The following is a 23,194-nucleotide window of genomic DNA, read 5'->3' as shown; positions in this document are numbered from 1 at the left end:
AGGATAATGCGAAAAGAGGCTCGCTCTTATACTTTTGAGCTAGCCTCGATGAAAGTTAAAACGGCTGCCAGCGCAGTTTGCTTGCTTCCTTAAATCGTTGCTCTACATACTGCCAATTTACAACGTTCCACCAATTCTTGATATAAGCAGCGCGCTCATTTTTGTATTGTAAGTAGTAGGCATGCTCCCAAACATCTAACACTAATAACGGAATCGTATCCCACTGCGTCATAAGCTGATGCTTTTCTGTCTGCAGAATTTCAAGCCGGTGTGAACGCGGTGACCATACAAGCAATGCCCAGCCGACACCTTCCGCCTTGTCTGCTGCTTCTGTAAAATGCTTTTTAAACTTCTCAAAACTACCGAAATCTTTATTGATTTGTTGGAGCAGCTCCCCTTTCGGCTTGCCCCCGCCATTTGGTGACATATTGTTCCAAAAAATCGTATGCAAATAGTGTCCAGAGCCATGAAACGCTGCTTCGCGTTCCCAATGTTTGAGCAAGTCATAATTCTCTGTTTCCCGCGCTTTTTGCATCATTTTTTCTGCCTTATTTAATCCGTCGACATAGCTTTGATGATGTTTCGTATAATGCAGTCTCATGATCTCGCGAGAGATATACGGTTCTAAAGCTTCATATGCATACGGAAGTGGTGGAAGCACATGACCACCGATTGGTACCTGTTGTCCTTCTTGCCTTACTGCGCTAAGCTGTTCTGCTTGTTTATACAATGCATCGACCGTTTCTTGAATGCTATAAATAAGTGATTCCGTCCACTCCCCTTCATAATTGTTAAGCTGATTTGTTAAATTTTCTAACTCATTGTACAGTGTCTCCCTATGTTCTCGGTTCAAGGCTTTCTTTATCTGTTCGCTCCAAGCCAACACTTCTTCTACATACTGCTGAAAATGACGTTGTTGTTCCATGCATATCCTCCTCGAATTTCATCGTCATATCGTATGCGTATGAATGGAAAAAGTTTCATATTCATGACAGAGCTGCCCTTTTCATAAATATGGAAAAGAGGTGATAAAAAAATGACGCAAACTTTTGAACATGAAGCGTTATTCGAGCTTCGCTTTTGGATGCAAATTCTCGGGGATCATGCACGTTTCATCCACGATTCACTGTCAGCACAAGAGACTGCTGAAATTGAAAAAGCAAAGAATTTTATCTTATTATTCGATGAACTTCTGCAAAAGGCGCGTCTCTCGTTATCCAAAAACGATTTGTTGTTGCTATTAAGACGCGCGAAAGAGGCTGGGGAACAATTCCGCACTTTTAAACTTCATTTGCTAAAACGACATCTTACGGTGAAAATTTCCTCGTCGCTTCCTCCGACATTTATGAACCACATGGTTAATGAATTAGATGAATGGCTACGAATCGCCAGCTACCTTGTAGAAGGAAAAAACGCTCCAACTGTTCATCCGCTTCACCACGATTTACTATGGCTACTAGATGCCGCAGGACACGCTGGTGCAATTAACGATGAACTTGACAGAGCAGAAACAAAGTTAAAAGAAAAAAGCTACGAGTTTGTTAAGGATTGGGAGGATTTTTATTTAAAAGCGGTAGAAATGGCGGGGTACTTGCGAACAAACTTATATTCTTTTCCTGCGTTATCACGCTTTCACAAGGAAATTGAACTGGAAATGCTTTTATTTAAAAACTTTCTTAAAGAGCTTGAGGAATTGCGGCTAACAAAGGAAGTTTTAGGGACATTTACGCCATTGATGGCAGATCATATGGCAAGAGAAGAATGCTACTACTTGCAGAAGCTTGCCGGGTCAACCCAGCAGGTCAGCCGTCCTCCATGCGACCCAACAAAACCGCGGACGGAATAACTTTTTGGCTTTACGCTCATCTTATAAAAGAAAAGCTTTGTTATTGTTAATTGTTGATTTTCGACCAAATGAAAAGCCACCTTATGATGATAAGGTAGCTTTTTTGTGCTTGTTCTGTTCAACTCTCGCACCCGCTCGTTCATTAAGATTGAATTAATACAATCTAACAGGGAAGAGATTTTTTAATTAACTTTGGCTAGTCTTTTTGCGATAGGCTTCTTCCAATACTGATTTTAAACCTTCACATTTTTTTGAAATAAATGTTGTCCAGAATTTCTTACCTTTTTCTGCAAGTTCTTCAGGAGTAAAACTATTTTCATCAAATTTTCCCCAACATCCATCCTTCGTCAGTTTATCCCAGAAGATATAATCAGCGTATATTCGATTTTCCGCTGGAACATCCGAACCCATAGATTTTAGTTTTACAAGTTCAGGACATAGCCACATTGCGGTACATACTGATAATAAACCACCGTGCATTTCGTTAAGTCCTTCTAATCCAGCTGCTTTAATAGCTTCTTCCCAAGGAGTACGACCGTTATGATGAGGGGTTATAACAATCAAATCTTGATACTTATAGTTGATATGCTTGATAAACGCTGCTTCCCAGTAGGAACCACCGTGACCACAGCAAAGAACAAATTTTTTAAAGCCCTGCCTATTTAAATTAACTATAATCTCTTCTAACATATTAGTTAATACATTAGGACTTACAGTAACCGTTCCTTTACAGTTAGCGTGTTCTTCAGATGTATTAAAAGGAAGAGTAGGTAATACATAAGCATTTAACTCTTTCCCATAAGCTTCAGCATATAATTCTGCAATTAAAGTATCCAAATGCATTGGTAAATATGGACCGAATTGTTCCGTAGCTCCAACAGATAAAATAACTGTATCCGTGCCACTTTCTAATAATTCTTTTGTAGAATTTTTATAACTAAGCATAAATACCTCCAAATTATTTATTAATTTTTATCTTATCGGATTCTTGTTCATTCCAACTCACTCCTATCATTAATCTCCAATCATGAAATTCAACAAGGACTAAATAATTCCTTTGAAATCAATAACCAACAACCTCAGCTTATTGAACGAAGCTGCTTCGTTAGTTTAATAAAAATCAACATTGAAATTTAATAGAGCCAAAAGAAAAAGCCAGCTTATTACGATTCAATTAATTGAATCTTTATTGCGAGTACACCCCAACGCTGTTCTTGCTCTTTGCTGTATATTTCGTATGTACTATTGATCATTTCTTCTAATGTCCATCCCTCACAATCGAAAAGTGAAAATGGGATATCTTTATACATTTCTTCAAACGTAGGGTAACGTCTTAATTCCAGTACTTTCACTTTGATTTTTTCATCCATTTCTGGAACCTTTGTAAATTCAATAACGTCACCCACTCGAACTTTTCTTCTTTTTTCGTCGTTAAGTCTTACTTCGTATATTTTTTGCCTTTCTTTATCGAATCAAAAGCCCTTTTATAAAGTCCCATACTATGGAACATAAGATCACCCAATTTTTCTTCAAAAATAGTTGAAGACCCATTCATCACATGAATCGGTCTTCCATCATCACTTTATTTTGACTGAATCATCTTTGTTCGGTAATCTGTTTCATAAAACTCTAATTCTTCGCGAATTGTTTGAAAGCCGCTTTCAAGCGATGCAATCAAGTTTTTGAGCGAAGGCGGAGGCGTTTGCCGGAATTTAATGGAGTTGCGTCCCGTATAGGCCGAACGGCTGTCTTCGTACCATCCCTCACCTTTTGGCGCAAAAAACTCCTCTATGCACGAATGATAAATACGATACAACGTTTTTTCCGCAGCCGCTTTACGGAACGGCTCATCATGAAGGACAACGTGGCACGCTTCTAATCCTTCTTCACAATATACAACAAGACGGCGCAAATCGGAAAGAAGCAATTCATAGTAGTCTTTATCGCCATCCACTTGTTCATTTAACAAGCTTGTAATCGTTGTGTTGTTTAAATAATCGGAAATCGCCTCAACCGTTTTCTTTAAAAATGTTTCCACTTGTTTCATTTGATTTAACACGATTGTATTTCCCATACAAGAACCCCCTATGCCCGATTAAGATGGCTGTTTGATAAATAAAAGCGGTGATTTTAATTCATAGCCACTTTTTGTTTCGATGGCAGAAAAAATTTCTGGCAGCTTGTCAAATTCAACATACTCAAAATAGCGCTGAAACTCTTTCTCTGAGTTAATATATATGCGTTTACGATGGCGAAAGCTTGGGTTTTTTAATAAACAAACTAAAGCAACGATATCTTTAAAGCATACTTCACGCTGACCAACCGTAAAAATCGGGTCTTTTTCGTATGGAGTAAACGATGGGAACAGTTGTTCAAAATAACGCACATATAACACATGTAATGTCTTTTCGATTCCGTCTTCAACAAAAGTTACTTCAGATCGGTTGAAAAAATCTTCGGATGTATTCGGTTGCTCTTTCTCCAGCTCATAACCTTTACATTGCCGAATTAGCATATCAACACCCCTTAGACCGTGACAACATTTAGAAAAGTTTACTTTTATCTTAACACATATATAGTGAATAATGTGAAAATTATTTTAATTCACCGAAATTTTCTTCAAACTTTTCAAAGAACAAGTCCGCTTCTCTCTCAACCTCTTGTTCATCACTCATTTCTGGAAGCGGCGGCAACTCTTCAATTGTCTTTAACCCGAAGTAATCAAGAAACTCTTTCGTTGTGCCATAAAGAATCGGACGGCCTGTTCCTTCTGCTCTGCCCACTTCCTTGATAAGCGCTTTGGCAATTAATGTTTGTAGCGGTTTATCGCTTTTCACGCCACGAATTTCCTCAATTTCTGCCCTTGTAATCGGCTGGCGGTATGCAATAATAGCCAGCGTCTCTAAGGCTGCCTGCGACAAAGAAGATGAACCAGGCGACTCTACTAGCTTCTTTAAATAAGGGGCATGTTCTTTTTTCGTTGTCAGTTGAAATGTCCCTGCCATCTCGTTCACTTCAATGCCTCGGCACACTTGCTGACAATCTTTCTTTAACTCTTCAATAATTTGAAGCGTCTGTTCCTCGCTTATCTCGAGCACTAAAGCAATTTGCTGAAGCGAAAGCCCCTCATCTCCGGCAGCAAATAACAACCCTTCAACGATCGCTTTATAATCATTCATCTCCATCCGTTTTCACTCCTTCGTTGCTAGAGATGAAAATATCGGCAAAGTTTCTTTCCTGCTCAATCATAATGAGATTTTTTTTCATTAACTCAAGAATCGCTAAAAACGTCACAACAATATGTCCGCGATCATAATAAGGAAAAAGCTCATTGAATTTTTTTCGCCTTTTCTCTTTTTTTAATTCGCTTAAAATCTCATCCATTCGTTTTTCAATCGAAATCTCTTGTTTTGTAATTTTTGTATGCAGCGGTTTTTGCAGCTTTTTGCGGCGCAATAGCTTTGATAAAGCGCCAAGCATATCGTATATATTTACATCGAGCGGACGATTTTGAGCGTTGATTTCAGAAGCATAGACGCTTAAATCGCTCGGCGGTTTTGTAAATAAAAGCGACCGCTCCTCTTCACGTTTTTTCAACTCCCGTGCCGCTTCTTTATATTTTTTATATTCCAGCAAGCGCTGCATCAATTCTTCACGCGGGTCTTCTACAAATGGTTCTATCTCATCGTCAAGCGATTCTTCTTCATGTTTAGGAAGCAGCATCTTACTTTTAATCGCTAAAAGCGTAGCTGCCATCACTAAATATTCGCTTGCAATGTCCAACTCCAACTCTTGCATCGTATGGATATAGGCCATATATTGCTCGGTAATTTCCGCTACAGGAATATCGTAAATATCAATTTCATAGCGGTTAATGAGATGCAATAATAAATCAAGCGGTCCTTCAAATGCATCAATTTTTACGCTGTACTGCACGTTCATCCCACCAATTCCAAATACACTACCGTTAAGTATAGATGATATTAAATCGTTGTCCAACAAAATTTTTCATGATTTTATGATACAATACCAATACAAATGATTGTCGTTAGGAGAGAACAGCCCATGTATCCAAAAGCATATATTGACTTTCTTCTTCATTTTCATACGGATCGTGATTATTTTGAATGCCATGAAATATTGGAAGAATATTGGAAAAAAAAGACACCCGAAGATAGGCAGCAAGTTTGGGTCGCTTTGATTCAAATTGCTGTTGCTCTTTATCATCACCGTCGCCAAAATTGGAAAGGTGCAGAGCGCATGATGCGAAAAGCGCTTTTGTTAGCTCATAAAGAACAAGAAGCAGTAGAAAAATTAGGATTAGATGTTCCCAAATTGATACAGCAACTCAAAAAGCGAATAAGTGATATTGAACATCGGCTTCCGTATAAAAGCATGAATTTACCTATTAAGGATGCAACATTGTTCGAAATGTGTCAAAACCTTTGTAAACAGCTTCAGTTGCAGTGGGGGAAAGAAAGCGACCTTTCCAACGAATATCTTCTTCATAAACATAAACTGCGCGACCGTACAGATGTAATAGAAGAACGCGAGAGACAAAAAAGGCTTAGAGAAAAAAAAGAAAGAGGCTGACCAACAAGTGTCAGACCTCACAAACATTCCACATATGGTGGCTGCGAGGTCTGACACTTTACCAAAGTCAGTCTCTTATCATTCACACTTATCGATGAAAGCTGCCGTAAATTCATTTGCTCGAAATTCATATTGCGGGAACATCTCTTTTAACGCTTTCACCATTTGCTTCCCGATTCCTTGATGACGGTGTGAAGGATTTACACTAATGTGCTGAATTTCAGCAATTTCGCCATCAAGAAGCAAAATGCCGATGATCCCAATAATATCATCATCTTCTTTCCATAAAAACAGCTGCCAATCATCGTTTACTTCATAGTTTTTAATCGTTTGCTGGAGCTTTTTTAAGTCTTTCTCTGAAGGCATGAATGAAAGAAGCCCCATCGCAATTTTTTCATAATTTTTTCGATAGCGAATAAGCATAAATAATCCCTCATTACTGACAAGACTTTTCTTCAATACAGAAAAGCAACTCAGTCGTTTTCTAATTAGGTATTATAAACGTTATTTTTCCTATTGTGAACTCCCCTTCACTTAACTTCGTTTGAAGTGGAGGATTCTAAACGACTTACAAAGAACAACATGCAAGAACAGCTTTACATGTATCCGCCGCTCTCTCTATCGCTAAGACAGGATGTACATTCGCTATGATCAACCAAAAATCCTTCCCCATCTTAGCAAAACGTTTGAAGACTTTGAAAGTGAGAGACTTCTTTATATTTTATGCAAAAGAACGAAGAACGTTTGCCATTTCAATCGCACTTACAGCTGCTTCCCATCCTTTATTGCCGGCTTTTGTGCCCGCTCGTTCAATGGCTTGCTCAATTGTATCTGTCGTTAAGACACCAAAAATGACCGGTGTGCCTGTTGATAAAGCAGCGTGTGATACACCTTTTGCCACCTCGTTGCAAACATAGTCATAATGGCTTGTTGCCCCTCTAATAACAGCTCCTAATGTAATGACTGCATCAAATTTTCCTGATTCCGCCATTTTCTTCGCGATTAACGGAATTTCAAATGCCCCTGGCACCCAAGCCACTGTGATATCATTTTCGTCAACACCGTGACGCTTTAAACCATCCATCGCGCCAGATAACAATTTACCGGTAATAAATTCGTTAAAACGTGAAACAACAATGCCAATTTTTAACCCTGTACCTACTAAATTTCCTTCTATTACCTTCATCATTCTATCCATCCTCCTATTATCGAACCATCAACTAACGCAAGATGGTTAACCGTTTTCATAATACAAAAATTTTTACATCTCCACAACAATTTCCTTAAAAGTGTAACAGATGTCCTAACTTTTCGTATTTTGTTTTTAAATATCGTTCATTTTCCTTTTTCATTGGCATTTGCAATGGTACACGCTCAACCACTTCTAAATCATATCCTTTTAATCCAGCAATCTTACGCGGATTGTTTGTCAACAAGCGCATTTTTGTTACACCTAAATCTTTTAAAATTTGTGCCCCGATGCCATAGTCGCGCAAATCAGGAGGAAAACCGAGTTTTTCATTCGCTTCTACCGTATCATACCCCTGCTCCTGAAGCTTATAGGCGCGCAATTTGTTGATTAAACCGATACCGCGTCCTTCTTGACGCATATATAAAAGAATGCCACGACCCTCCTCTTCGATTTGCCGAAGTGCCGCATGAAGCTGCGGTCCACAATCGCAACGGAACGAACCGAATACATCGCCTGTTAAGCATTCGGAATGAACACGAACAAGAACAGGCTCATCAGGAATGACTTCTCCTTTGACAAGCGCGACATGTTCTTTATTGTCTATGGAGTTTGTATAGCCAATGGCGCGAAACTCGCCAAATTCCGTCGGCAATGTAATCTCTACTTCGCGCTTCACCAATTTTTCTTTTCGATTGCGATATTTGATTAAATCTTTAATTGTAATCATTTTCAAATCAAATTCATCAGCGATTTTCCGCAAATCTGGCACCCTTGCCATTGTTCCGTCTTCCTTAATAATTTCGCAAATGACCCCCGCTGGTTTTGCCCCGCAAAGACGCGCCAAATCAATGGCTGCTTCCGTATGTCCAGCACGGCGCAACACTCCACCTTTTTTAGCAACAAGCGGAAACACATGACCAGGACGCTTAAAATCGCTTGCCTTGGTATTCGGGTCTAGAAGCGCTTGAATTGTCGTCGAACGTTCAAACGCGCTAATACCCGTTGTTGTTGTTTTATAGTCGATGCTGACGGTAAACGCGGTGCCGTGCGGATCCGTATTATGATTGACCATCGGATGTAATTCCAACTTATCTGCTAATTCTTCCGTAATTGGTACACATACAAGCCCGCGGCCATGAGTAATCATAAAGTTAATCACTTCAGGTGTCGCTTTTTCCGCTAACACGACAAAATCACCTTCATTTTCACGATCTTCATCGTCACAAACGATAACTACTTTACCTTGCATTAAATCATAAATCGCTTCTTCAATTGTATTAAACATGTCGCTCCCCCCTTGGATTTATTTATATCCGTGCTCTTCTAAAAATTCGAGCGTAATGTTTGATTTAGGTTGCTCATCTTTTTTTCCGTTTATAAACTGCTCAACGTATTTGCCGATAACGTCACATTCTATATTCACAATGTCGCCGATTTGTTTGTCTCCTAAAATCGTTTCCGCTCGGGTATGCGGAATGAGGGAAATCGTAAACGTATCATCCGTCAAACCGAAAATCGTTAAGCTTGTCCCGTCAACAGCAACCGATCCTTTGAAAATCATATATTTTCGCAACTCTTTTGGAATTTTAATTTCGTAATAGACAGCATTGGCAACCGGCTCTTTGCGAATAATTTCTCCGACTCCATCAACATGCCCAGAAACAAAATGACCGCCAAAGCGGCCGTTTGCCGCCATCGCCCGCTCAAGATTCACTTTCGAGCCGCGTTTTAGCATCCTTAGTGAAGTCGCTCTGACCGTTTCCGGCATAACGTCGACGGTAAAGGATTGTGTGGTAAAGGAAGTGACCGTTAAACAAACACCGTTGACGGCAATGCTGTCACCAAGTTTCACATCCTCTAAAATTTTGCGGGCGCCAATCGTTAAAACAATCGCTTCTCCTGATTGTCTCATTTGTTCGATTGTACCGACTTCCTCAATAATTCCCGTAAACATCATTCCTCATCCTTTTCATCTGTAATAGGCAAAGCAACGATTTTTAAATCTGGACCAATCGTTTCGACACTTTTTATTTTCAAATTCATCACATCTGCCATTTGCGCAAAACCGCTGCCACCGATCGGAGCAGGAGCATCTTTGCCTCCGATGACTTTCGGCGCAATATAAGCAATCACTTGATTAACCGCTTTTGCTTCAATAAAACTGCCGTGCACTTCCGCACCGCCTTCAACAAATAAAGAAGTAATCTGTTTCTCTCCAAGTACCTTTAGCAACTCATCAATAACGATTTTAGGTTGATTCATTTTGATGATTCGCACATGCTTCCCACTATATTGCGCCATTTTCTCCTCTTTTACCATGCTACCAACAACAATCCATGTTTCTACTTCCCCATCGTTAACAACGTTCGCATCGAGAGGCGTGCGCAAATGTGTATCTAAAATGATGCGGATGGGGTTTTTGGCTCCTTTCACATGCCGTACCGTTAAACTTGGATTATCAGCAATCACGGTATTGACACCGACAAGAATCGCATCGTGCAGCTGGCGATGACGATGAACATCACGCCGCGCTGCTTCCGATGTAATCCATTTGCTTTCTCCGGTTTTTGTCGCAATTTTTCCATCTAAGCTGCTTGCATATTTCAACGTGACAAACGGCGTTTTGGTCGCGATATAATGAAAGAAAACTTGATTAAGTTCATCTGCTTCTTGTTTTAAAATGCCGACATCAACTTCAATCCCCGCTTGACGCAGCTTGGCAATGCCTTTTCCAGCAACAAGCGGATTTGGGTCAGTTGTTGCGATGATCACGCGTTTGACCCCTGTTTCAATAAGCAAATCCGCACATGGCGGCGTTTTGCCGTAATGACTACATGGCTCAAGTGTCACATACACCGTAGCGTCCTTTGCCTTCTCACCTGCCATGCGCAGCGCATGCACTTCCGCATGCGGTTCGCCCGCTTTTAAATGCGCCCCAAATCCAACAATTTCGCCATTCTTCACAACGACCGCACCGACGACTGGATTAGGAGACGTTTGCCCAATTCCTGCTTTGGCTAGCTCTATTGCAAATCGCATATAATATTCATCTTGTTTCACATGGACGCCCCCTTCCTAAACAAAAAGCCCCAGGATAAAAGCCCCAGGGCAGAATTATGTAAGAACGATTACTTCATTGACATTTTTCGCATGTCAAATTACAGCACATAACGAAGCGTATGAAAGCTGTTTTATATACACCGCATTGCTTTTCGACCAACTATAACCGAACCAAACATTTGCGAACAAATAAATTGGTCGAGAAAACAGTTTTTTGTTCAATCGCTGTCACTTGTGTGCATGTGACATAGCAACGAACAGCTTACCAATGTTGATCAAAAAACAGCTTTTTTAATGTGCTGTGTATAATCCTTCTCCCATCCAGACTATACTGTCGGCTCCGGAATCGCACCGGATCGTGCCTATACGGCTCGCGGGCTGAGAAACGAATTCGTTTCAATACCGCCGGTCGGGAATTTCACCCTGCCCCGAAGGATGAACAATATTAAATTTTTTATCATTATAGCATAAACAAAGTGATTGACAACTAAAAAGAGGCTTGAGAAAAATCAACAATATTTTGATAACAATCATTTCTGATTATTCAGACTTTTATAATTAATAATGTATACTTTTTGTTTTATTTGTTATATTATATGTATAACAAATAAAACAAAAAGAGGGGAATTTATGTTTATTGAGCTAGATTTTGAATCAGACATCCCAATATACATGCAATTGGTTCACGCCATTATAGAAGGAATTGCAACTAGAGAGTTAAAGCCGGGGGATGAACTTCCTCCTGTTCGAACATTAGCCGCTGACTTAGGCGTGAATATGCTTACAGTGAATAAAGCTTACCAGCATCTCAAACAACTAGGTTTCATTCAAATTCACCGAAAGAAAGGAGCGGTTATTAACAGCGACGAAATGCGGCAAGCAGACGATGAGTTTTATGAACGATTGCTCACTTCTCTTCGTCCATTAGCAATGGAATCCATTTGCCGGCGTTTAACAAAGAATCAGTTTTTAACGCTTTGCTCGAAAATTTTTGATGAAATTGAGCTTAAAGGAGGGAAATGTTAATGTCTTTTATTGATATGATTATTTTCAGTGTTACATTGCTTCCCGCGTTGATTTTACTTTCGGCTATGCCTTATTTAACAAGACCGACAGAATGCTTTGGTATTTCCATTCCAGAAGAGGCAGCTAAGCTACCCATCCTTAAAAAATTACGAAAACAGTATGCAAAAATAACAGCAATCTCGACATCCTCATTGCTTGTTTTCTTTTTCTTAACATCCTTTATTCAATCCGAAAGGTTGTTAGGGATTACCACTATTGCCTTTACTTTGCTTTTCATACTTATTCCTTTTGTTATTTATATACCCTTTCATAAAAAAGTCAAGCGATTGAAAAAGGAGCATGGCTGGAAAACAGAGAGAAAGGAACGTGTCATTGTTGATCTTAAATTTCGAGAGGAGCGACTTGTCTATTCGAATGGATGGTTTTTAATCCCTTTGTTTATCTCATTTTTAACTATTCTCATTACTATCGGGATGTATCCGAGTCTGCCTGAACGATTACCGATTCATTTTGATTTGCTAGGAAATGTTACCCGCTATACGAAAAAATCGATATACACGGTTGGAATGTTGCCAATTATCCAAGTCGGCGTCATTTTCCTTTCGATGATAGTTAATACAATTATAAAAAAGGCAAAACAAGAGTTAAACGCAGCCAACCCAGAAAAGTCAAAGAGACAAAATATTTTGTTCCGCCGTCATTGGTCGTTGTTTACAATCAGTTCAACTATTATGATTGCACTGTTATTTTTCGTGATTCAATTAACAATCATTACTCCTATTCCGAAAGCGGTATTGGCAACAACGATCATCATTATACTTATATTTCAACTTATTTGGATCATATGGTTAGCCTTTAAAATCGGTCAGGGTGGCAGTCGAGTAGAAAGTGAACAAGGAGAGAAAACACTGTGGGTTGATTATGATAACGATGAATATTGGAAATTGGGAATATTTTATTTCAACCGCAATGATTCATCTCTTTTTGTAGAGAAACGGTTTGGGATTGGCTGGACAGTCAATCTTGCCCGCCCAGCTGCTTGGTTATTTATAGCCTTTCCTTTCCTTTTGCTGATCGTACTCTTTTTCATTCCAGTAGAGTAGCTTAGAGTCACTCTATAAAAAACACTTAGGGATGGACCTTTGTTGCCATCCTAAGTATTTTTTCTATTTCGCAATAAACAGCCAATAAATAGTTCCCCAGCCAAGACTTGCTGCGAGTAGGATAAAAAACATAATCCAATTTTTTCGATTCATGCTGTTTCACCTCTACCATCATTTATTATACAAAAAGACTTAACAGCCGTTAATCTGTTAAGTCTTTTTTCGATGGAAGATTATTGTTCTTCCCAAACTTTCACTTCTTTCATCACGTCGCCTTGTTTAATGCGATAGACAGCGTCCATTCCTTCAATGACTTGTCCGAATACGGTATGTACCCCATCTAAATGCGGCTGCGGTTCATGAACGATGAAAAATTGGCAGCTTCCTGTGTCACGGCCGCGATGCGCCATGGAAACCGCACCAGTCACATGTTTATGTGGATTGTTGTCCGTTTCGCATTTAATGGTGTAACCAGCATCGCCAGTCCCATTTCCTCTTGGGCACCCACCTTGAGCAACAAAACCTGGAATGACGCGATGGAACGTTAGTCCGTTATAAAATCCTTCATTGGCTAATTTTTCAAAGTTGGCCACCGTTCCTGGCGCTTCATTTGGAAATAATTCGATTACGATGCGGTCACCGTTTTCCATTTCGATTAACGCTTTTTTCATAATGAAACCTCCATCCTGTTTGAATCGTCTTAATAAAACGAGCTTTTTCATTCTACTACATTTTACTTCTATATTCCAAACATTCTTTGTACAATAGGAATGTCTGTTGGAAAAAATGCAATAATGAATGGATAAAAAGGAGGTAATTGTCTTGAAACGAACCATTGTGGGATTGTTATTAACATCACTACTGTTTACTTACCCAGCGATTGCCGCTGCGGATGCGGTAGAGGGCGATGTCATTATTACATTAGGTGAAAACTTAACAGAGCAGCAAAAACAACAAGTGTTAAATGAAATGAATGCACCAGAAAACGCGCAAACCATCACCGTATCAAACGCGGAGGAACATAAATATCTTGGCGGTGTCATTCCAAAAGCGCAAATTGGTACAAAAGCGATTTCGTCATCGATGATTACAATCGGTGCAAAAGGCTCAGGGCTTGACGTAGAAACAAATAACATCACATGGGTAACGGAAGAAATGTACACAAACGCGCTCATTACCGCGGGGGTAAAAGATGCCAAAATTTATATTACCGCCCCTTTCCCTGTTTCCGGAACAGCTGCGTTGACCGGGCTAATGAAGGCGTATGAAGTTTCTTCCGACCAAGTCATTCCTGATGAAGTGAAAAAAGTCGCCAATGAAGAAATGGTCAAAACAGCAAAGCTTGGCGAGTCAATCGGTAATGATAAAGCTGTAGCACTTCTTACAAGAATTAAAGAAGAAATCGCCAAAAACCCTCCAACAACCGATGCAGACTTGCGCGCCCTTATTGAACGCATTGCCAAAGAACTAGGCATTACGCTAACAGAAGAAGAAATTAACAGTTTAATTTCGTTGTTTAACAAAATGAAAAACTTAAATATCGACTGGAACCAAGTAAATGACCAGTTAAGCAAAGCAAAAGATAAAATTTCGACATTCTTGCAATCGGAAGAAGGAAAAACATTTATTCAAAATATTATTGACATTTTAAGAGAAATTTGGAATGCGATTAAAGCCGCGCTTACTTCAGAAAATCAACAAAATCAATAGCGGCTGTCTCATAAATATCGGGGCTGATCCAAAAATATCAGCCCCATTCTTTATCTTTTCGACAATCTCTCCCCCTCCGTTTATAAGCGGAAGACTCCTCGGAAAAAATGTTAAAAACAAAAACAAGCACCGAGCCAACTCGATGCTTGCTTTTTCATTGCTTATTTATTTACTTTCGCCTTGAGCGGCACGTCTAAGCGAACTAAATCTTCATATGTCTCGCGCTTGACGACAAGCTGAGCTTCGCCGTTTTCGACGAACACGACAGCTGGACGCGGAATGCGGTTATAGTTGTTCGCCATTGAATAGCCGTAAGCTCCTGTACAAAATACCGCTAAGTAATCGCCTGCCTGCGCTTTCGGAAGCGGCAAGTCCCAAATTAACATATCCCCGGACTCGCAGCATTTTCCAGCAATAGAGACGACTTCTTCGTTCTCATCAAGAACACGGTTGGCAAGTACAGCCTCATATTTTGCTTCATAAAGAGCCGGACGGATATTGTCGCTCATACCGCCGTCCACCGCTACATATTGACGGACGTTTGGCACTTCTTTCCGCGAGCCAATGGAATAAATTGTCGTCCCAGCATCCCCGACTAACGAACGACCCGGCTCAATCCAAATTTCCGGCATTGGAATACCAAGCTCCGCTACTTGCTTCTTTACTTCATCAATAATTTGTTCAACATACATCGAAGCTGAGATCGGATCGTCTTCGCTCGTATAGCGAATGCCAAAACCGCCGCCAAGATTGACGACTTCTGGTACAAAGCCGAACTTTTCTTTCCAATCGCCAATTTTCTTAAAAATTTTCCGTGCCGCTAATACAAATCCTGTCGTCTCAAAAATTTGCGAACCGATATGACAATGAAGGCCTAACACTTTGAAAGATGAAGATGCCAAAGCCTTTTCGATCGCTTCATCCGCTTGACCATTATTCAAATCAAAACCAAATTTCGAATCTTCCTGTCCTGTTAAAATATAGTCGTGCGTATGTGCTTCAATTCCCGGCGTTACCCTTAGCAATACGGAAGTTGTCACACCATGTTGCTTGCTTAGCTGTTCGAGAAGGGATAATTCATAAAAATTATCGACAACAATGCAGCCTATTTCATGTTGAAGCGCCATTTCCAGTTCTTCATAGCTTTTGTTATTCCCATGGAAATGAATGCGTTCAGGTGGAAAGCCCGCCTTTAACGCTGTATACAATTCCCCGCCAGACACAACATCTAACGACAATCCTTCTTCTTCTACTAATTGCACCATTGCGACTGTTGAAAATGCCTTGCTTGCGTAAGCAACTTGCGCTTTCACCCCATGCTTTTCAAACGTTTGCTTAAAAGCGCGGGCGCGTTCACGAATTAATGCAACATCATAAATATATAACGGCGTACCGTATTCTTGCGCTAAATCAACAACATCGACACCGCCAATTTCTAGATGCCCCTTTTCATTGACGCGACTTGTCCCATGAAAATACATGACAATCCCTCATTCCCGTGAAATTAAACATTTAAAAATGTTAATTTTTATGTGCATCTGAACCTCTGCACGACTAAAACCAGCACGTTCTTGCGTACTAAAGAGTTTCTTTTATCTCTTCGCATAGACATTCACTCTACTTCCACAAGACTTTCATGGATAAGCAATCCAACGATTACATTCACATCCCTATCGGCTCGGTTCCGAACTCTTTTATAACTACTCAATTCGTTTCTTGTATAAGAAAGCAAAAAAGACAGTTAACAAGCAACGATTAACTGCCTTTTCCGCGATAAAAAGATTACGTATAAATTATCACAACTTATAAAAAGTTGCAACTAGTTTTTACAAAATCACGTTGGCTGTTTTTGACGGTTTTGCGGATGCACAATGCTTGGTCTTACTTTTGAGCCAGGTACAGAACGACGGACAAGAATTTGCAAAAACGCTGATGGGTTAAACGGAATAAACGGCCATAAATACGGAGTGTTCAATGAACGAATTTGTACTAAAAGCAATATATAAATCGTTACACCAATGATAAAGCCTGGTACTTTAAAGAATGCAACTGCTAATAAAAGAAATAAACGAGCGATTTTATTAGCAATACTTAACTCATAACTTGGTGTAGCAAATGAGCCAATGGCGGAAACAGAGATATAAAGAATCACTTCAGGTACAAACAAACCGACATTAATCGCAATTTCTCCGATTAATACTGCAGCAATCAAACCCATCGCTGTCGATAAAGGTGTCGGGGTATGAATTGCTGCCATGCGCAAAAACTCCACCCCGATATCAGCAATAAACAATTGAACAATGGTAGGAATATTCGTTTTTTCATTCGGGCCGATATATGAAAGTTTTTCCGGCAACAAAGACGGCTCGATGACAAATAAATACCAAAGCGGCAATAGGAAAATCGATACGAAAATTCCGATAAAGCGCACCCAGCGCACAAATGTCCCAATTGCCGGCGACTGCCGATATTCCTCAGCATGTTGGACATGGTGGAAAAAGGTTGTCGGGGTAATAATGACGCTCGGGGATGTATCGACCATGATAATGACATGCCCTTCTAAAAGATGTGTGGCGGCAACATCCGGTCTCTCCGTATAGCGGACAAGCGGGTACGGATTATATCCTTGTTTCACTAAAAATTCCTCAATCGTTTTATCCGCCATTGTTAAACCGTCAATTTTGATTGCTTTCAATTCTTTTCTAACGAGTTCAACAAGACCAGGGTCGGCGACGTCTTTAATATAAGCGATACATATATCTGTTTTAGAACGTTCGCCCACTTGAATAATTTCATAGCGCAACCGTTCATCGCGAATCCGCCTTCTCGTTAATGCCGTATTGACGATAATGTTTTCCACATAGCCATCGCGCGCCCCGCGAACGACCTTTTCCGTATCCGGCTCTTGCGGCTGCCGTCCCGGATAACTGCGGACATCTACAATAAATCCGTTTGATTCTCCTTCAATTAAAATGACAATTAATCCTGACAAAAGCTGATCAACCGCTTCGTCAAGATTTGCAACAGGATTGACTTGCTGATGAACGAGACGATTTTCAATAATTTGCTTCGCCTGTGCCCTCTGTCTTTCACTATCGTTAATATCAATAATCTCTTTAAGCAATTCGATAATAAACTGCGTATCACAAAGACCGTTGCAGTAATAAATATGTACTTCTTTATTTAGCACCTTCAGCTTTCGAATTCCTAAATCAAAGCTGGTGCCTACCCCGATTTTTTCTTTAAAAAATTGCTCATTGTCACTCAGTTTTTGAGAAATTGGTATATGATTTTTTTGCTTTATTGTCATAGTACCCGCTCCTTTCGAGGATAATTTCTACCGCTTTTCTTGTAATAGGCGAGCCGTATTTAATATGATCTTTATAATTCATTTTTCCAATATCACCAATTCCAACAATGATCGGAACGTTTAGTTGATCTAAGCAATAGACCGTATCTCCATTAATTCTCCCAATTTCTAATTCGCATATTCCGTTTTTATCTACGCCGTACTCGGTTAACATTCCATCGCGATTGATGCAAACATCGACTTTCGTCCACTCATGCTGCCGCGTTTTTGAAGCGACAGCAATGACTCCCAGCACTTCGATTTGCTTATGCGTGGCGACATATTTTAGCGCTTGTTCACCTACACCTTCACCGATAGCGCCGCTATCATCAAACATAACAAACACGGGATCATAAGGGGTTTGCAATATGAATTCCACAAGCTCCTCGCCAGTCAATCGAGTTGGATTTCCATGAGATCGACAAATACAGCGGCCTCCGATTTGCTCAGAAATATATTTAATCGTCCTCCAAGCGAATTCGTCACCATCTGTCACTAATATGACCCGTCTTTTTTTCATTTTGCTTATCCTTTCGGTTTGAAAATCAGGCTGATGAGAAAAGAGAACAAAATCGCCGCAGAAAGGCTGACACCCGTTTGTGCAAACATTCCTGTACCAATGCCAAGCAAGCCGCTCTCTTGTATATTTGCTGTTACTCCATCCATCAGCGCATAACCAAAACCACTAATAGGAAGGATGGCACCAGCACCAGCAAAGGAGACAAGCCAATCATATACCCCGATGCTTCCAAGAAAGGCGCCGAGCACAACAAACATACTCATCACATGAATTGGTGAAAATTTGCCAATATCCATTGCCAGTTGACCAAGTACACAAATGATTCCGCCTACCAAAAATGCAAGGACATATTCCATTACCTTTCCCCCTTGACTACTTCTAAAACAACTCCATGAGCAATGGCCGGTATAGATTGGTTTTGTCGCATCATCGTCGGGCTTAACAATGCACCTGTTGCCACAACAAAAATTTTCCGCAAATTCCCTTTTTCCATTTCCTTTAATAAATGTCCATATGTCACAACAGCACTGCAAGCACATCCGCTTCCTCCCGCAAACACTTCTTGGTCAGGCCTGTAAATAAGCAATCCACAATCATTATGTTTATCAGTAATATCATATCCCTCTTCCCACAACAATTCTTTTAAAATCGGACTGCCTACTCCCGATAAATCACCTGTTACAATTAAGTCATAGTCTTCCGGGGAAGTGTTTAAATCTTGGAAATGTTGCTGAATGGTCGATGCCGCAGCCGGGGCCATGGCTGATCCCATATCAAGCGGATTGTGCATCCCGAAATCAACGACTTTTCCAATTGTTGCAGCGGTTATGCGGAACATGCTGTTTTCCCGGCTAACAAGTGCCGCTCCGGCTCCTGTTACAGTGAAGGTGGCGCTTTTTGGCTTTTGTCCGCCAAATTCAGTTGGATAGCGAAATTGCCTTTCTGCAGTAGCATTATGGCTGCTTGCCGCAGTTAATACTCGTCTAGCAAAACCACCGTCAACAAGTGCCGCGGCTACAGCTAACGTCTCCATTGACGTTGAGCAGGCGCCAAACATGCATAAAAACGGAACTGGAAGATCGCGGGCTATATAATTCGCTGTCACATTTTGATTTAATAAATCTCCTGCTAAAAAAAAGTCGATATCGTTTATTTCTAACCTAGCTTTCGTCAAACATGCTTGTACCGCATCTTTCATTAAACGCCGCTCCGCCAACTCCCAAGTACCTTCTCCACAATATAAATCTGGATAAGTTACATCAAATTGTTCGCCAAGCGGCCCCTCTGTTTCCATTGGTCCAACAGCGGTCGCCGCAGCTTGAAGGTATACTTGATTTTCAAATATCCATGTTTGCTTTCCGACAAGCTTCACGGAGACCCCCTCCTTCAAAGCTAGAATATATTCCAAAATAAATAGTGAATGACGCCAAGAATATAGGCGATGACAACACCATACACAATAACAGCCCCAGCCACTTTAAACATATTGCTAGCAATTCCAAGAACAGCACCTTCACTGCGATGCTCAAGGGCTGCGCTGGCTAATGAATTAGCAAAACCGGTGATCGGAATCATCGAACCTGCCCCTGCAAACTGTCCGATTTTGTCATACACTCCCATCCCCGTCAGCAATGTTGCAAGTAGAATGAAAGTTCCAAGCACCATATGTTGTGCAACAGAAACATCTAGTGTAAAAAATTTTATATAAAAATTCTGCAACGCTTGACCGATTCCACAAATCAAACCGCCTACAAAAAAGGCTTTTACCGCGTTAAGAAAATAGGAAGGTTTCGGTTGAAATATTTTAACTGCTTCTTGATAGTTATCTCGTAACTTCATACAACCCCTCCCCAGCATTTTTTTCAAACAATTCTTTCAATCGTACAACGATTTTTTAAGTCAAGGATCCACTCGAAGCTGTCTGCAAAGGGTCAGGCCTTACAATATACTGTCCATTCTATTTGATAAAGTAACTCTATATGTGAGAGTTGTGTGAGGTCAGAGCCTTCCCTTATGGATCAGCTTCCTTATCAATGGTCAACAAAATAAACCCAATGAAACAAAGAACCAAATACTTTGCCAAAAGCAATTGCCATCAGCAAAATCACAATTTTCTCCTCTATACCAATTCGTTTTGCTAAAATAGGCCATACATTCAGTACTTCTGTTAAAGCGGCTGCAAGCATTCCAATAAAGACGCCGCTAAAAAGTCCCATTGGAATTAACAAATATTTCGACAAATACAACGCCGTATTACGAAGGCTTACCCACCCTCCTGTAAGCGCTCCGGCTACAACAGCCAATTCATACGCATGAATCGATTTCATCGTTTTTGTTAGTTGCGTAAGCCGTGGAATCACACCAAGAACAACGATAAAAGCAACAAAACCGCTACCAACCGCCAAGCCTCCCGCCAAGCCGATCATGATAATGAGGATAACGTCAATCGTCATGAACTCTCCTTATACTCTCTTTGTTTTCATGTAAAATGACGTATTGATCAATCGCTTGCTGATAGTTAAACATTTCGACTTCGAGAGGACTTGGCTCTTCATTAATTCGCTTGCGAAATAAGTGGTTAAAAAATAAAATCATTCCAAGCCCTAAACCGATGGAGTAAGGAATTTGAAATAGCAGCGGTTTATCGTTTTTTTCGCCCGTAATAATCGTATACAGGCGCTGATGCACTTGCTGCATGCTCACATCCTCATGGAAATTCATAATGGCTAATGCCGAACCGATAAACAGCAGCAGCCAAACCAAAGCGAAATAAAGACTTGTAAAATTTCTTTTTTTGTATACGACTTCAACAATCGTTTGTGTAGGACCAATCGTTTGAATATCAAGAGACGAATCGAAGTCCAATATCGCCTTAACGACTTTCATAACGTCAATAATGACGATATTCTTATCACTTGCTTTTATTTTGTAAATCATGATTTTTTTTAGATTTTCAATAAGCTCTGCATCGTTTACAATCATTTGCGCAACATCTCCAATACATACATCCGCGTTCGGATGTACTTGAACACGATTACGCAGCCTAATAAATACCACTTTCTCCACCTGTCTCACATCCTGCGCATTAAATTCCTTATGAAATAGTATGTTTGGGCACTGGAGCAATCATGCAAGGAAATAGGATTTTCCAAAAATTTCACAAAAATATTCTTCTTTGTACCATTTTATTTAAAATCAAACGGCACAAAAAAAGAATGGATGTCACTCATCCATTCTCTCTTTTATTTGCTGCAATATCTTCTTTTCTAATCTTGAAACTTGTACTTGAGAGATGCCTAATCTAGATGCCACTTCTGATTGGGTTTGGTCTTTATAGTAACGCAAATAAACAATGAGCCGTTCCCGTTCATCAAGCTCTTCAATCGCCTTTTTTAAAGCAATTTTATCAAACCATGATGTTGTATTCTGATCGGTAATTTGGTCAAGAAGCGTAATTGGATCGCCATCATTTTCATAAACCGTTTCATGAATCGAAGTTGGTGAACGGCTCGCCTCTTGTGCAAGAATCACATCCTCAGGCGATATATTTAAATAGTCGGCAAGTTCCGTAATCGTTGGCGCTCTGCCGTATTTTTTCGACAATTCATCTTTTGCTTTGCGAATTTTGTTACCTGTTTCCTTTAAAGAGCGGCTTACCTTAACCGTTCCATCATCACGAATAAACCGTTGGATTTCACCGATAATCATCGGAACTGCATAAGTCGAAAACTTAACATCATATGATAAATCAAATTTGTCAACTGACTTTAATAAACCAATGCAACCGATTTGAAACAAATCGTCCGGTTCATAGCCACGATTTAAAAAACGCTGAACAACCGACCAAACGAGGCGCATATTTTTTTCGATAATTTCATCCCGCGCCTCTTGGTCTCCTTCTTGGCTTCTGCGAATCAATTCTTTTATTTCATGATCTTTTAAATGCGTCTGATTATTTTCTTGTTTGACATCGACATCCATAGGCATGTCTCCCTTAATTGCATAGCGCTTTGCTCTTCGTTAAATACTTAGTTAAATGAATCGTTGTTCCTTTATTGACTTCCGAATGAATTACAACTTCGTCCATAAAATTTTCCATAATCGTAAAACCCATTCCTGAGCGCTCAAGCTCTGGTTTTGTCGTAAACAAAGGCTGACGCGCTTCATTAACATCAACAATACCGACGCCTTCGTCGCGAATTGTAATTTGAACAACACCGTCATCAATGACAACAGAAATGTATACAATTCCATTTGGATCGTTATTGTAACCGTGAATAATTGCATTCGTTACCGCTTCTGAAACAACGGTTTTGATTTCTGTAAGTTCATCCATTGTTGGATCGAGCTGGGCAATAAAGGCTGCAACAGTGACGCGAGCGAATGATTCGTTTTGGCTCAGCGCGGAAAATTGGAGGTGCATTTCGTTTCTCATTACGCCACCCCCAATGTTTTTAAAGCATATTGTTCATCGCTTTCAAAGCGAATAATTTTGAATAACCCTGCCATTTCAAATAGCCTTTTTACGGCTGGAGAAATGGAGCAAACAATCATTTCTCCACCGATATTTTTTATTTGCTTGTATCGTCCTAAGATTACTCCAAGTCCCGAACTGTCCATAAATGTTAAATGCTCTAGATTTAAAACAATATGGCGAATTTGTTCTTTTTCCAATAAATCCGTTACTTTTGTGCGAAGTTCCTCGGCCGTATGATGGTCTAGCTCTCCTGCAAGACGAATGAGCAATACATCATATTTGACTTCAAGACCAATCGTAAGACTCATTGCACTTTCC

Annotated in this window: 29 protein-coding genes and 1 riboswitch; of the genes, 5 read left to right on the top strand and 24 right to left on the bottom strand. The window is 40.1% G+C overall.

Features of this window, described 5'->3' with window-relative positions; translation table 11 throughout:
* Positions 1-55: 55 nt before the first annotated feature.
* Entirely contained in the window at positions 56-925 is an 870-nt protein-coding gene (locus HNQ85_RS01720; RefSeq protein WP_181535607.1) for a superoxide dismutase, read from the bottom strand.
* Positions 926-1,036: 111 nt separating this feature from the next.
* Between HNQ85_RS01720 and HNQ85_RS01715 the strand changes: the two genes are divergently transcribed.
* Positions 1,037-1,846, top strand: coding sequence for a DUF2935 domain-containing protein (locus HNQ85_RS01715; protein ID WP_181535604.1), 810 nt, complete (start codon positions 1,037-1,039; stop codon positions 1,844-1,846).
* Between the two features lie 186 nt (positions 1,847-2,032).
* Here the strand turns inward: HNQ85_RS01715 and HNQ85_RS01710 are convergent, their stop codons facing one another.
* From HNQ85_RS01710 to HNQ85_RS01685, 6 genes are all read right to left on the bottom strand, one after another.
* Complete coding sequence (locus HNQ85_RS01710) at positions 2,033-2,791, bottom strand: creatininase family protein (protein WP_181535603.1); 759 nt, start codon at positions 2,789-2,791, stop codon at positions 2,033-2,035.
* A gap of 218 nt (positions 2,792-3,009) precedes the next feature.
* Positions 3,010-3,252 carry an ASCH domain-containing protein gene (locus tag HNQ85_RS01705; RefSeq protein ID WP_458296499.1) on the bottom strand — a complete coding sequence of 81 codons (243 nt, stop codon included), beginning with the start codon at positions 3,250-3,252 and terminating at the stop codon, positions 3,010-3,012.
* 176 nt (positions 3,253-3,428) lie between these two features.
* Positions 3,429-3,920: a YpuI family protein gene (locus HNQ85_RS01700; protein ID WP_181535601.1), complete on the bottom strand. Its 492-nt coding sequence runs from the start codon at positions 3,918-3,920 to the stop codon at positions 3,429-3,431.
* Positions 3,921-3,941: 21 nt separating this feature from the next.
* Positions 3,942-4,361 carry a hypothetical protein gene (locus HNQ85_RS01695; RefSeq protein WP_181535599.1) on the bottom strand — a complete coding sequence of 140 codons (420 nt, stop codon included), beginning with the start codon at positions 4,359-4,361 and terminating at the stop codon, positions 3,942-3,944.
* 79 nt (positions 4,362-4,440) lie between these two features.
* Positions 4,441-5,031: an SMC-Scp complex subunit ScpB gene (gene scpB, locus HNQ85_RS01690; RefSeq protein WP_181535597.1), complete on the bottom strand. Its 591-nt coding sequence runs from the start codon at positions 5,029-5,031 to the stop codon at positions 4,441-4,443.
* A complete protein-coding gene (locus tag HNQ85_RS01685; protein WP_181535595.1) occupies positions 5,018-5,788 on the bottom strand; it encodes a segregation/condensation protein A in 771 nt (256 codons plus the stop codon). Before HNQ85_RS01685 ends, scpB begins: the two co-directional genes overlap by 14 nt.
* A 123-nt stretch (positions 5,789-5,911) precedes the next feature.
* Here HNQ85_RS01685 and HNQ85_RS01680 point away from each other — a divergent pair, with 123 nt between their 5' ends.
* Positions 5,912-6,439, top strand: a complete 528-nt coding sequence (locus tag HNQ85_RS01680; RefSeq protein WP_181535593.1) for a DUF309 domain-containing protein — start codon at positions 5,912-5,914, stop codon at positions 6,437-6,439.
* A 78-nt stretch (positions 6,440-6,517) separates the two neighbouring features.
* On the opposite strand, the gene HNQ85_RS01675 is transcribed toward HNQ85_RS01680, so the two are convergent.
* The 5 genes from HNQ85_RS01675 to ribD all read right to left on the bottom strand — a co-directional run bounded on the left by HNQ85_RS01675 (position 6,518) and on the right by ribD (position 10,691).
* Positions 6,518-6,862, bottom strand: coding sequence for a GNAT family N-acetyltransferase (locus HNQ85_RS01675; RefSeq protein ID WP_181535591.1), 345 nt, complete (start codon positions 6,860-6,862; stop codon positions 6,518-6,520).
* A gap of 298 nt (positions 6,863-7,160) precedes the next feature.
* Positions 7,161-7,625 (bottom strand): 6,7-dimethyl-8-ribityllumazine synthase, encoded by a 465-nt coding sequence (gene ribH / locus HNQ85_RS01670; protein WP_181536479.1) that lies wholly within the window; start codon positions 7,623-7,625, stop codon positions 7,161-7,163.
* A 97-nt stretch (positions 7,626-7,722) separates the two neighbouring features.
* Positions 7,723-8,916 carry a bifunctional 3,4-dihydroxy-2-butanone-4-phosphate synthase/GTP cyclohydrolase II gene (locus HNQ85_RS01665; protein WP_181535589.1) on the bottom strand — a complete coding sequence of 398 codons (1,194 nt, stop codon included), beginning with the start codon at positions 8,914-8,916 and terminating at the stop codon, positions 7,723-7,725.
* A gap of 18 nt (positions 8,917-8,934) precedes the next feature.
* Complete coding sequence (ribE, locus tag HNQ85_RS01660; protein ID WP_181535588.1) at positions 8,935-9,585, bottom strand: riboflavin synthase; 651 nt, start codon at positions 9,583-9,585, stop codon at positions 8,935-8,937.
* Entirely contained in the window at positions 9,585-10,691 is a 1,107-nt protein-coding gene (gene ribD, locus HNQ85_RS01655; protein ID WP_181535586.1) for a bifunctional diaminohydroxyphosphoribosylaminopyrimidine deaminase/5-amino-6-(5-phosphoribosylamino)uracil reductase RibD, read from the bottom strand. Before ribD ends, ribE begins: the two co-directional genes overlap by 1 nt.
* A 305-nt stretch (positions 10,692-10,996) precedes the next feature.
* Positions 10,997-11,131, bottom strand: a riboswitch (FMN riboswitch).
* Positions 11,132-11,321: 190 nt separating this feature from the next.
* On the opposite strand from ribD, the gene HNQ85_RS01650 reads away from it, so the two are divergent.
* Positions 11,322-11,717 carry a GntR family transcriptional regulator gene (locus HNQ85_RS01650; protein ID WP_181535584.1) on the top strand — a complete coding sequence of 132 codons (396 nt, stop codon included), beginning with the start codon at positions 11,322-11,324 and terminating at the stop codon, positions 11,715-11,717.
* Positions 11,717-12,820, top strand: a complete 1,104-nt coding sequence (locus HNQ85_RS01645) for a DUF1648 domain-containing protein (RefSeq protein WP_181535582.1) — start codon at positions 11,717-11,719, stop codon at positions 12,818-12,820. The genes HNQ85_RS01650 and HNQ85_RS01645 overlap by 1 nt, the downstream gene beginning before the upstream one ends.
* A gap of 233 nt (positions 12,821-13,053) precedes the next feature.
* Here HNQ85_RS01645 and HNQ85_RS01640 read toward each other — a convergent pair whose 3' ends face one another.
* On the bottom strand, positions 13,054-13,494 hold the full coding sequence (locus tag HNQ85_RS01640; protein ID WP_111644093.1) for a peptidylprolyl isomerase: 441 nt from the start codon (positions 13,492-13,494) through the stop codon (positions 13,054-13,056).
* Between the two features lie 124 nt (positions 13,495-13,618).
* On the opposite strand from HNQ85_RS01640, the gene HNQ85_RS01635 reads away from it, so the two are divergent.
* Positions 13,619-14,530, top strand: a complete 912-nt coding sequence (locus tag HNQ85_RS01635) for a DUF1002 domain-containing protein (RefSeq protein ID WP_409994105.1) — start codon at positions 13,619-13,621, stop codon at positions 14,528-14,530.
* Between the two features lie 161 nt (positions 14,531-14,691).
* Here HNQ85_RS01635 and lysA read toward each other — a convergent pair whose 3' ends face one another.
* The 11 genes from lysA to spoIIAA all read right to left on the bottom strand — a co-directional run bounded on the left by lysA (position 14,692) and on the right by spoIIAA (position 23,184).
* Positions 14,692-16,011, bottom strand: a complete 1,320-nt coding sequence (gene lysA / locus HNQ85_RS01630; RefSeq protein WP_181535578.1) for a diaminopimelate decarboxylase — start codon at positions 16,009-16,011, stop codon at positions 14,692-14,694.
* 353 nt (positions 16,012-16,364) lie between these two features.
* The gene (locus HNQ85_RS01625; RefSeq protein ID WP_181535576.1) at positions 16,365-17,840 is read right to left on the bottom strand and encodes a spore germination protein; all 1,476 of its coding nucleotides are present in this window, start codon (positions 17,838-17,840) and stop codon (positions 16,365-16,367) included.
* On the bottom strand, positions 17,791-18,399 hold the full coding sequence (locus tag HNQ85_RS01620) for a stage V sporulation protein AE (RefSeq protein ID WP_181535574.1): 609 nt from the start codon (positions 18,397-18,399) through the stop codon (positions 17,791-17,793). Before HNQ85_RS01620 ends, HNQ85_RS01625 begins: the two co-directional genes overlap by 50 nt.
* A 5-nt stretch (positions 18,400-18,404) precedes the next feature.
* Positions 18,405-18,755 (bottom strand): stage V sporulation protein AE, encoded by a 351-nt coding sequence (gene spoVAE, locus HNQ85_RS01615; protein WP_181535572.1) that lies wholly within the window; start codon positions 18,753-18,755, stop codon positions 18,405-18,407.
* On the bottom strand, positions 18,755-19,771 hold the full coding sequence (spoVAD, locus tag HNQ85_RS01610) for a stage V sporulation protein AD (RefSeq protein WP_181535570.1): 1,017 nt from the start codon (positions 19,769-19,771) through the stop codon (positions 18,755-18,757). Before spoVAD ends, spoVAE begins: the two co-directional genes overlap by 1 nt.
* Positions 19,772-19,791: 20 nt before the next feature.
* Positions 19,792-20,256 (bottom strand): stage V sporulation protein AC, encoded by a 465-nt coding sequence (gene spoVAC, locus HNQ85_RS01605; protein ID WP_181536478.1) that lies wholly within the window; start codon positions 20,254-20,256, stop codon positions 19,792-19,794.
* A gap of 173 nt (positions 20,257-20,429) precedes the next feature.
* The gene (locus HNQ85_RS01600; protein ID WP_181535568.1) at positions 20,430-20,852 is read right to left on the bottom strand and encodes a stage V sporulation protein AB; all 423 of its coding nucleotides are present in this window, start codon (positions 20,850-20,852) and stop codon (positions 20,430-20,432) included.
* Positions 20,842-21,465: a stage V sporulation protein AA gene (locus HNQ85_RS01595; RefSeq protein WP_181535566.1), complete on the bottom strand. Its 624-nt coding sequence runs from the start codon at positions 21,463-21,465 to the stop codon at positions 20,842-20,844. The genes HNQ85_RS01600 and HNQ85_RS01595 overlap by 11 nt, the downstream gene beginning before the upstream one ends.
* A 156-nt stretch (positions 21,466-21,621) precedes the next feature.
* Positions 21,622-22,380 (bottom strand): RNA polymerase sporulation sigma factor SigF, encoded by a 759-nt coding sequence (gene sigF, locus HNQ85_RS01590; protein WP_181535564.1) that lies wholly within the window; start codon positions 22,378-22,380, stop codon positions 21,622-21,624.
* Positions 22,381-22,393: 13 nt separating this feature from the next.
* Positions 22,394-22,834 carry an anti-sigma F factor gene (spoIIAB, locus tag HNQ85_RS01585; RefSeq protein WP_181535562.1) on the bottom strand — a complete coding sequence of 147 codons (441 nt, stop codon included), beginning with the start codon at positions 22,832-22,834 and terminating at the stop codon, positions 22,394-22,396.
* A complete protein-coding gene (gene spoIIAA, locus HNQ85_RS01580) occupies positions 22,834-23,184 on the bottom strand; it encodes an anti-sigma F factor antagonist (protein WP_181535560.1) in 351 nt (116 codons plus the stop codon). The genes spoIIAB and spoIIAA overlap by 1 nt, the downstream gene beginning before the upstream one ends.
* Positions 23,185-23,194: the final 10 nt, after the last annotated feature.

Source organism: [Anoxybacillus] calidus, from assembly GCF_013760845.1.
GTDB classification, from domain to species: domain Bacteria; phylum Bacillota; class Bacilli; order Bacillales; family Anoxybacillaceae; genus Paranoxybacillus; species Paranoxybacillus calidus.
This window is presented reverse-complemented; position numbering and strand designations above follow the sequence as displayed.

What these genes read in the sequence shown, in the direction of transcription:
- HNQ85_RS01720 (WP_181535607.1), bottom strand. Translation starts at nt 925, where the DNA reads ATGGAACAACAACGTCATTTTCAGCAGTATGTAGAAGAAGTGTTGGCT.
- HNQ85_RS01715 (WP_181535604.1), top strand. Translation starts at nt 1,037, where the DNA reads ATGACGCAAACTTTTGAACATGAAGCGTTATTCGAGCTTCGCTTTTGG.
- HNQ85_RS01710 (WP_181535603.1), bottom strand. Translation starts at nt 2,791, where the DNA reads ATGCTTAGTTATAAAAATTCTACAAAAGAATTATTAGAAAGTGGCACG.
- HNQ85_RS01700 (WP_181535601.1), bottom strand. Translation starts at nt 3,920, where the DNA reads ATGGGAAATACAATCGTGTTAAATCAAATGAAACAAGTGGAAACATTT.
- HNQ85_RS01695 (WP_181535599.1), bottom strand. Translation starts at nt 4,361, where the DNA reads ATGCTAATTCGGCAATGTAAAGGTTATGAGCTGGAGAAAGAGCAACCG.
- scpB (WP_181535597.1), bottom strand. Translation starts at nt 5,031, where the DNA reads ATGGAGATGAATGATTATAAAGCGATCGTTGAAGGGTTGTTATTTGCT.
- HNQ85_RS01685 (WP_181535595.1), bottom strand. Translation starts at nt 5,788, where the DNA reads ATGAACGTGCAGTACAGCGTAAAAATTGATGCATTTGAAGGACCGCTT.
- HNQ85_RS01680 (WP_181535593.1), top strand. Translation starts at nt 5,912, where the DNA reads ATGTATCCAAAAGCATATATTGACTTTCTTCTTCATTTTCATACGGAT.
- HNQ85_RS01675 (WP_181535591.1), bottom strand. Translation starts at nt 6,862, where the DNA reads ATGCTTATTCGCTATCGAAAAAATTATGAAAAAATTGCGATGGGGCTT.
- ribH (WP_181536479.1), bottom strand. Translation starts at nt 7,625, where the DNA reads ATGAAGGTAATAGAAGGAAATTTAGTAGGTACAGGGTTAAAAATTGGC.
- HNQ85_RS01665 (WP_181535589.1), bottom strand. Translation starts at nt 8,916, where the DNA reads ATGTTTAATACAATTGAAGAAGCGATTTATGATTTAATGCAAGGTAAA.
- ribE (WP_181535588.1), bottom strand. Translation starts at nt 9,585, where the DNA reads ATGTTTACGGGAATTATTGAGGAAGTCGGTACAATCGAACAAATGAGA.
- HNQ85_RS01650 (WP_181535584.1), top strand. Translation starts at nt 11,322, where the DNA reads ATGTTTATTGAGCTAGATTTTGAATCAGACATCCCAATATACATGCAA.
- HNQ85_RS01645 (WP_181535582.1), top strand. Translation starts at nt 11,717, where the DNA reads ATGTCTTTTATTGATATGATTATTTTCAGTGTTACATTGCTTCCCGCG.
- HNQ85_RS01635 (WP_409994105.1), top strand. Translation starts at nt 13,619, where the DNA reads ATGGATAAAAAGGAGGTAATTGTCTTGAAACGAACCATTGTGGGATTG.
- lysA (WP_181535578.1), bottom strand. Translation starts at nt 16,011, where the DNA reads ATGTATTTTCATGGGACAAGTCGCGTCAATGAAAAGGGGCATCTAGAA.
- HNQ85_RS01625 (WP_181535576.1), bottom strand. Translation starts at nt 17,840, where the DNA reads ATGACAATAAAGCAAAAAAATCATATACCAATTTCTCAAAAACTGAGT.
- HNQ85_RS01620 (WP_181535574.1), bottom strand. Translation starts at nt 18,399, where the DNA reads ATGAAAAAAAGACGGGTCATATTAGTGACAGATGGTGACGAATTCGCT.
- spoVAE (WP_181535572.1), bottom strand. Translation starts at nt 18,755, where the DNA reads ATGGAATATGTCCTTGCATTTTTGGTAGGCGGAATCATTTGTGTACTT.
- spoVAC (WP_181536478.1), bottom strand. Translation starts at nt 20,256, where the DNA reads ATGCTGGGGAGGGGTTGTATGAAGTTACGAGATAACTATCAAGAAGCA.
- HNQ85_RS01600 (WP_181535568.1), bottom strand. Translation starts at nt 20,852, where the DNA reads ATGACGATTGACGTTATCCTCATTATCATGATCGGCTTGGCGGGAGGC.
- sigF (WP_181535564.1), bottom strand. Translation starts at nt 22,380, where the DNA reads ATGGATGTCGATGTCAAACAAGAAAATAATCAGACGCATTTAAAAGAT.
- spoIIAB (WP_181535562.1), bottom strand. Translation starts at nt 22,834, where the DNA reads ATGAGAAACGAAATGCACCTCCAATTTTCCGCGCTGAGCCAAAACGAA.
- spoIIAA (WP_181535560.1), bottom strand. Translation starts at nt 23,184, where the DNA reads ATGAGTCTTACGATTGGTCTTGAAGTCAAATATGATGTATTGCTCATT.